The organism is Pseudoduganella sp. RAF53_2 (assembly GCF_052113985.1).
Lineage (GTDB): Bacteria > Pseudomonadota > Gammaproteobacteria > Burkholderiales > Burkholderiaceae_D > Rugamonas.
Window position 1 is genome coordinate 1 of the sequence record NZ_JBFRDW010000323.1, and the last position, 6,725, is coordinate 6,725.

A 6,725-nucleotide genomic window follows, 5' to 3' on the forward strand; every position below is an offset into this window, starting at 1 on the left:
CAACAAACACTAAGGAAAACCATGCAAGCAAAACTGATCATTGGCGCCGGCCTGCTGTCCCTGGCTTCCGGCATGGCGTCGGCACAGGACATCATCCGCCACAAGATTCCCGGTTCCGATTTTCCGATCGCGCAGGCAGTGACTTTGCCGCCAAACGCCACTATCCATTTCATCAGCGGCCAGGTGCCGCCGGTGATCGACAAGAATGCCCCGGCCGATTCGCTTGCGGCCTACGGCGATACCAAGACCCAGACACTGGGCGTACTGAAGAAGATTGAGGAGATCCTGAAGGGCATGGGCCTGGGGATGGGCGACGTGGTGAAGATGCAGGTCTTCCTCGTCGGCGATCCGGCCAAGCAGGGACGCGCGGATGTGAAGGGCTTCATGGAGTCCTACACACAGTTCTTCGGCGGCGCGCAACCCAACCTCCCGGCACGTGCCGTCATGCAGGTCGCTGCGCTGAACTCGCCCGGCTGGCTGGTCGAGATCGAAGTCGTAGCGGCAAAAAAATAGCGTCACCACTCAATCCTCACCAAAAAGGAACACGCGATGCATAAGAAGGGCAAACTGAAAACCTGTGCTGCAGCGGTGATGCTGCTATACGCCGGCGTGAGCTTCGCCGATCCTGCCGATGCTCCGGAGGCGCAAGCCGATGCAGTCGGCGGTGCCGCTGCCGCCAGCCCGGCCATGGCCGGCGCCGTGATCGTGACCGGCACGCGCGCCAATGGCCTCAAAGTGGAAAACAGTGCATCGCCTATCCAGGTTCTGGATTCCGGTACCTTGCAGCGTACCGGCCAGCCGGACCTGATTCAGGCACTGGCGCAAAACCTGCCCTCCTTCACCGCCCAGGCTTTCGGCGGAGACACCGCCAACCTGACGCTGTCGGCCCGTCTGCGCGGCCTGAGCCCGAATAACGCGCTGGTGCTGGTCAACGGCAAGCGCCGCCACGGCACCTCCAACCTGGCCGTGCTGGGCGGTCCATACCAGGGCAGCGCTGCGGCGGACCTGAACTTCATTCCAGTGGCGATGATCGACCACATCGAAGTGCTGACCGACGGCGCGGCGGCGCAGTACGGTACGGACGCGATTGCCGGTGTGATCAACATCATCCTGAAGTCGAACAACCAGGGCGTGAGCGGCAGCATCAGCGGCGGCGGCTACTCCGATGGCGGCGGCAAGACGCCCGACGCCACGGCGAACGCCGGCTTCAAGCTGGGCGAGCAGGGCTTTCTCAGCATCACGGCGGAGGGTAAGTACCATGACTTCACCGACCGCGGTGGCGTCGATCCGCGTGTGACCGATCCTGCCAACATCAAATCCATGCCGCTGCTGCAGGTGCCCGGCTATCCGCAGCTGAACCACATATCCGGCGATGCGCAGTATCACCTGTACACCTTTGCCGCCAATGCGGGCTATGACCTCGGTAATGGCATTGAGCTGTATGCTTTCGCCACCGCCGGCCGCAAGAACGCGCGCGCCTTCGAGAACTACCGCATGCCGAACCGCTTGCCGGCCGTCTATCCGCTCGGCTTTAGTCCCAAGGAAACCATGCGCGAGGAAGATTTCGCGTTCACTGCGGGCGCCAAGGGCAAGATCGATGTGTGGAACTGGGACTTCAGTAGCACCTATGGCCGAGACAAGTCACGCATTGGTGTCGAGGACTCCGGCAACGTCTCGCTTTACCAGGATACCGGCTACACCCCGACGGTGTTCAAGGCGGGCCAGTTCATCGCCAGTCAGTGGACCAATAACCTGGACGTGAGCCGCGACTTCGAAGTTGGCATGGCCTCGCCGCTGACGTTCGCTCTGGGCCTGGAACATCGCCGCGACGAGTACGAAATTAAGTCCGGTGACGAGGCATCGCGCTACAAGGAAGGTTCGCAATCCTATCCGGGCTTCTCGTTGACCGATGCAGGAACACACTCACGCAACAACGAGGCGGCCTATGTCAACTTCATCGTCAAGCCACTGGCCGAATGGACGGTCGACCTGGCGGGCCGGTATGAGCACTTCAGCGATTTCGGTAACGCCAAGGTGGGCAAGCTCACCAGCCGCTATGACTTCAATCCGATGTTCGCGTTGCGTGGCACGTATTCCAACGGCTTCCGCGCGCCGACGCTGGCGGAGGAATACTACTCGGCCACCAATGTGTCGCCGCGCAGCGCCTTCGTGCAGCTGGCGCCGAACTCGCCGGGTGCGAGGCTGGTGGGCGTGGACGGCCTGAAGCCGGAAGCATCCACCAACCTGAGTCTGGGCCTGGTGCTGAACCCGGCCAGCAATCTGGCGGTGACGCTCGACGCTTACCAGATCAAGATTCGCGACCGTATTGTCGGTTCAGGCGCGCTGTATGGCTCCGGCGGGTCGGACAACTCGCCGGCCGTGGTGGCGGCGATCAAGGCGAACGGCAATGTGCTCGATCCGACCGTGGTGCAGACGGGTATCAACATCTTCTCGAATGCCGTCAACACGCGTACGCGTGGTGTGGAGTTCGTGACGACCCTGAACAGCAATTATGCCGACTATGGCCGTGTGGACTGGTCTGTGGCCGCCAACTGGAACCAGACCCGTGTGACCAAGATCAACCAGGCGCCGGCCCAGCTGCAGCCGCAGTCGCTGCTGGACAAGCAGGCGATCTCCGATCTCGAAACGGCGGCGCCAAAGACGCGCATCAATCTGGGGGCGCTGTGGAAGCGCGGCCCGTGGACGGTCAATCTGCGTGAATCCCTGTATGGCAAATCGCATGAATTCGGCAGTCCGGATGGCGCGGTCTGGTACAAAACCGAGATCGGCAACACGGCGATCACGGATCTGGAAGTCAGCTACAAGCTGAATAAGGCCTGGACGCTGACGGTGGGCAGCAATAATCTGTTCAACAAGTATCCGGACAAGGTCAACGCCGAGCTGCTGGCGGTGTATCGCGCCAATCTGGACAACACGGCCGTCACGATCTATCCATCCTTCTCGCCATTCGGCATCAACGGCGGCTACTACTACGCGCGCGCCAGCTTCCGCTTCTGAGCGGCGCAGCATGACAGGCGGGTCAGGGCGCGGTATGCTGCGCCCTGACCCGTTTTTTGTCGAGAGAGCTGATGGCTGCTGCACCCATGACCCTGCAGGATTACCTGGCGCTGGACGGACGCGCGCCGGACAAGCATATTGCCTATGGCGCCGCGCCGTCGCAGTTTGTTGAGCTGTATCTGCCGCAAGGTCCGGGACCGCATCCGGTCGTGGTGCTGCTGCATGGCGGCTGCTGGACGGTGGATTTCGGCGGCATCCGCCAGATGCGCAATATGGCCGGCGCACTGACTCGCGCCGGTGTGGCGGTGTGGAATGTGGAGTATCGCCGCTACGATGAGGCGGGCGGCGGCTATCCGGGCATGTATCAGGACGTCGCCACGGCGGTGGACCTGCTGCGCGAGCACGCGGCGGCGGGATCGCTCGATCTGGCGCGCATCGCCGCAGTAGGCCATTCGGCGGGCGGACATCTGGCGCAATGGGCCGTGTCGCGCCATAAGCTGCCGGCCTGGAGCGCCGCGTGGGTGAGCAATCCGCTGCCGATTCCTGCGGTGGTCAGTCTTGGCGGCCTGGCAGACCTGCGCAATGAAGCGGGCCTGATCTGTACCAGCTGCGAGCGCGTTACATCACAGCTGGCGGGTGAACCAACGACGGAACGTCCGGATGTATTTCTGGATACCTCACCCGCCGAGATGCTGCCCTGCGGCGTGCGCAGCGTGCTGATTCACGGCGAGTTCGATGAGATTTCACCGCTGTCCACCGGCGAGCGTTACGCGGCGCGTGCGCGGGCGGCGGGTGATGCGGCGGAAGTGCTGGTGCTGCCGGGTGGTGGGCACTATGACGAGGTATCGGCCGATTCACCGTCGTGGGCGATCGTCGGCCGCGAAATTCTCAAGGCGCTGGGTATTTGAGCGCGTTGAGTTTCATCTTCTCGACGGCGGCCTGATACAGGTCGACGTCGAGTTTATCGGCCAGCTGCACGAGATAGAGCAGCACGTCGGCCAATTCCTGGCCCACGCCTTCGCGCGTGGCCGCATCCAGCTCGGACGGCACACCCGTCTTCAGCCACTGGAAGTGTTCGACCACTTCCGCCGCTTCAACGGACATCGCCATCGCCAGGTTCTTGGGCGTGTGGTACTGCTCCCAATCGCGCGCGGCAGCAAAGGCGCGCGTGGCGTCGCGCAGGGCGGTCAGCGAATCGGCACTCATGCGACGCGCTTCTCCATGAACACGCTGAGCGGATCGTCCGGGTAGCCGCCATAAGGTCCGCGGCGGGCATAGCCGACCCGTTCATACAGGGCCAGCGCCTCGTGCTGGTAAGGTCCCGTTTCAAGCATGAACTGCGTCACGCCGCGCTGCTGCGCTTCGCCTTCGAGGGCGCCAAGCAGCTTGCGCGCCACGCCTTGTCCGCGCGCGGCAGGCGACACGTACATGCGTTTCACTTCGCCGAATTCCGGCGTCACCACGATCGCGCCGCAGCCGACGGCCGCGCCTTCCGGCGAGCGGGCAACGGCGAACAGCACATTGGACTGGGTCAGGGATGCCATGTCGAGCGCGTACACGGATTCGGGCGGATAGAGCGTGAGCTGGTAGGCGTCGAGGTCGGCGATCAGGGCCACGACCTCGGGCTGGTTGGGAGTCTCGAAAACGATTTTCATGAATCGATCTTATCACGCCCGCCCGTGGTATTCTCTTGCGCGCCCAATCCACGAGGCTGGGCACACCCACACTCACTACAAGGGAGACAAAGTGTCAAGATTTGTTCCTCGCGCGGCTGCTTTGGCCGTTGCCTCCGTATTTTTCGCCGGCGCTGCCGCCACCTCCACCGTCTTCGCTGCAGACGCTCCACGCGCCGAGAATCCCTATCTGTCGCAAGCCGATGCTGCTGCGCGCTCCGCGCGCGTATCGAACGTGGCTTATGTGCTGAACTTCACGCTGACCGGCAAGGAAAGCTTTAGCGGCACGACCACGGTGCAATTTGATCTGAAAGACAAGGATCAGCCGCTGACCCTGGACCTGGACAAGGCCACCATCAGGAAGCTGACCGTCAACGGCAAGGAAGTCCAGCCGCAGTACAACAAGTGGTTCATCACCCTGGCGGCCGCCGACCTCACCGCAGGCCGCAATACGGTGAGCGTGGAATATGAGTGTCTGCACAGCACCAATGGCGAAGGCCTGCACCGCATGGTCGACCCGGTCGATGGCCGTGTCTACACTTATTCGCATTTCGAGCCAGCCGCTGCGCATCAGATGTTCGCCGTGTTCGATCAGCCGGACCTGAAGGCGACTTACCAGGTCAACGTGACCGCGCCTGCCGATTGGACTGTCGCATCCACCACGCGCGAAACGAAAGTGGAAGATGCCGGCGCCAGCAAGCACTGGACCTTCCCGGTATCGAAGATTCTGAGCCCGTACAACTTCTCCATGCACGCCGGCCCGTACAAGGTATGGGAAGACAAGAGCGGCAAATATCCGATGCGCCTGTTCGCGCGCCAGTCCGTCGCGCCGCAGATCCAGCCGGAAGAATGGTTCAAGTACACCAAGCAGGGCCTGGCCTGGTTCGACGACTACTTCGGCATTCCTTACCAGTACGAGAAGTATGACCAGCTGCTGGTGCCAGACTTCCTGTATGGCGCCATGGAAAACGCGGGCGCCGTGACGTTTGCGGAACGCGGCTTCATGCACAAGGATAAGATGACCGCCTCCCAGCGCCACGATCTGGCCAGCGTCATCATGCACGAGATGGCGCACCAGTGGTTCGGTGACCTGGTCACCATGCAGTGGTGGAATGGCCTGTGGCTGAACGAGAGCTTCGCCTCCTTCATGGGCACCCTGGCGACTGCCGAAGCGACGGAGTTCAAGAACGGCTGGCAGTATTTCTACACGCAAGGCAAGGCGCGCGCCTATGTGTCGGACGAGCAGGTGACCACGCACCCGATCGAAGTGCCGGTACCGTCCACCGCCAATGCATTCGACAATATCGACGCCATCACCTACTCGAAGGGCGCGTCCACGCTGAAACAGCTGCGCCATCTGCTGGGTGAAGAAACGTTCCGCAAGGGTGTGCACAACTACCTGGTGAAGTACCAGTACAAGAACGCCAAACTGGATGACTTCATCGGCAGTCTGGGTGATGCGGCAGGCCGCGACCTGTCGCAATGGACCAAAGACTGGTTGTATCAGCCGGGCGTGAATACCATCACCGCAAATTACAGCTGCGCGGGCGGCAAGATCAACAGCTTCAATCTGCAGCAGACCGCCAGCGCGCAATACCCGGTGCTGCGCGAGCAGCGCGTGCAGGTTGCGCTGATGGACAAGCAGATGAAGGTCGGCAAAGTGGTGGCCGTGACCTACAAGGGCGCGAACACCGAAGTGCCAGAACTGAAAGGCGCCGCTTGCCCGGATCTGGTCTACCCGAACTATCAGGACTGGGGCTTCGCGAAAGCCAAGCTGGATAAGCATTCCTTCGCCAGCGCGCGCAAGAGCCTGAGCAAGGTGGAAGACCCGCTGCTGCGCGCCATGCTGTGGCAGTCGCTGTGGGATGGCGTGCGTGACGGCGAGCTGCCGCTGAACGAGTTCGTGCAGGCAGTGCTGAACAACGCACCGGCCGAAAAGGACTACGTGGTGCTGGGCGATGTGCTGACCAAGACCACGCAAGCCAAGGCATATCTGGACAAGATGAATCCGGACGCCGCCTACAGCCGCAAGAC

The 6,725-nt window shown here is 62.1% G+C and carries 6 protein-coding genes; 4 read left to right on the plus strand and 2 right to left on the minus strand.

Features of this window, described 5'->3' with window-relative positions; all coding sequences use genetic code 11:
• Positions 1-21 precede the first annotated feature (21 nt).
• The 3 genes from AB4Z11_RS18855 to AB4Z11_RS18865 all read left to right on the plus strand — a co-directional run bounded on the left by AB4Z11_RS18855 (position 22) and on the right by AB4Z11_RS18865 (position 3,926).
• Positions 22-513, plus strand: coding sequence for a RidA family protein (locus AB4Z11_RS18855; protein WP_442026857.1), 492 nt, complete (start codon positions 22-24; stop codon positions 511-513).
• Between the two features lie 36 nt (positions 514-549).
• Positions 550-3,018, plus strand: a complete 2,469-nt coding sequence (locus AB4Z11_RS18860) for a TonB-dependent receptor plug domain-containing protein (protein WP_442026859.1) — start codon at positions 550-552, stop codon at positions 3,016-3,018.
• 71 nt (positions 3,019-3,089) lie between these two features.
• Entirely contained in the window at positions 3,090-3,926 is an 837-nt protein-coding gene (locus tag AB4Z11_RS18865; protein ID WP_442026860.1) for an alpha/beta hydrolase family protein, read from the plus strand.
• On the opposite strand, the gene AB4Z11_RS18870 is transcribed toward AB4Z11_RS18865, so the two are convergent.
• Positions 3,907-4,224, minus strand: a complete 318-nt coding sequence (locus AB4Z11_RS18870; protein ID WP_442026862.1) for a nucleotide pyrophosphohydrolase — start codon at positions 4,222-4,224, stop codon at positions 3,907-3,909. The two genes, AB4Z11_RS18865 and AB4Z11_RS18870, sit on opposite strands and share 20 nt — an antisense overlap.
• Entirely contained in the window at positions 4,221-4,673 is a 453-nt protein-coding gene (locus AB4Z11_RS18875) for a GNAT family N-acetyltransferase (protein ID WP_442026864.1), read from the minus strand. The genes AB4Z11_RS18870 and AB4Z11_RS18875 overlap by 4 nt, the downstream gene beginning before the upstream one ends.
• 91 nt (positions 4,674-4,764) lie before the next feature.
• Here AB4Z11_RS18875 and pepN point away from each other — a divergent pair.
• Positions 4,765-6,725: aminopeptidase N (gene pepN, locus AB4Z11_RS18880; RefSeq protein WP_442026865.1), on the plus strand; the 1,961-nt coding region annotated here is incomplete at its 3' end.